Raw genomic sequence first — 1,173 nt, forward strand, 5'->3', positions numbered from 1 at the left:
CAGGCCGGCGGCCTTGCGCAGCGCGTCGACGCGGTCGGTGCGCTCCCAGGTGAAGTCGGACAGCTCGCGGCCGAAGTGACCGTAGGCGGCCGTCTGGGCGTAGATCGGGCGCAGCAGGTCCAGGTCACGGATGATCGCGGCCGGACGCAGGTCGAAGACCTCGTCGATGGCCTGCTCGATCTTCTCGATCGCGGCCTTCTCGGTACCGAACGTCTCCACGAACAGGCCCACCGGCTCGGCCTTGCCGATCGCGTACGCCACCTGCACCTCGCAACGCGAGGCGAGACCGGCGGCGACGACGTTCTTCGCGACCCAGCGCATCGCGTACGCCGCCGAGCGGTCCACCTTGGACGGGTCCTTGCCCGAGAAGGCGCCACCGCCGTGGCGGGCCATGCCGCCGTAGGTGTCGATGATGATCTTGCGGCCGGTCAGGCCGGCGTCACCCATCGGACCGCCGATCTCGAAGCGGCCGGTGGGGTTGACCAGCAGACGGTAACCCTCGGCGTCCAGCTTGATGCCCTCATCGAGCAGGGCCTTCAGCTCCGGCTCCACGACGAACTCGCGGATGTCGGGCGCGAGCAGCGACTCCAGGTCGATGTCGGAGGCATGCTGGGAGGAAACCACGACGGTGTCCAGGCGGACCGCCTTGTCGCCGTCGTACTCGATGGTGACCTGCGTCTTGCCGTCCGGGCGCAGGTAGGGGATCGTGCCGTTCTTGCGCACGTCGGACAGACGCTTGGACAGGCGGTGCGCCAGGAAGATCGGCAGCGGCATGAGGGTCGGCGTCTCGTCGGAGGCGTAACCGAACATCAGGCCCTGATCGCCCGCGCCCTGCCGGTCCAGCTCGTCGTCGTCGCCCTCGACCCGGTTCTCCCAGGCCGTGTCCACGCCCTGCGCGATGTCCGGGGACTGGGCGCCGATGGACACCGACACACCACAGGAGGCGCCGTCGAAGCCCTTCTTGGAGGAGTCGTAGCCGATCTCGAGGATCTTGCCGCGGACGAGCGTGGCGATGTCCGCGTACGCCTTGGTGGTGACCTCGCCGGCCACGTGCACCAGGCCGGTGGTGATCAGCGTCTCCACGGCGACCCGGGACGACGGGTCCTCACGCAGGAGCGCATCGAGAATGGTGTCGCTGATCTGGTCAGCGATCTTGTCGGGATGACCCTCGGT

General features: G+C 68.5%; 1 protein-coding gene. It reads right to left on the bottom strand.

Features of this window, described 5'->3' with window-relative positions; all coding sequences use genetic code 11:
- Nucleotides 1–1,173: methionine adenosyltransferase (gene metK / locus AC0B9F_RS38295; protein WP_472010448.1), on the bottom strand; the 1,173-nt coding region annotated here is incomplete at both ends.

The organism is Streptomyces sp. NPDC097129 (assembly GCF_055668065.1).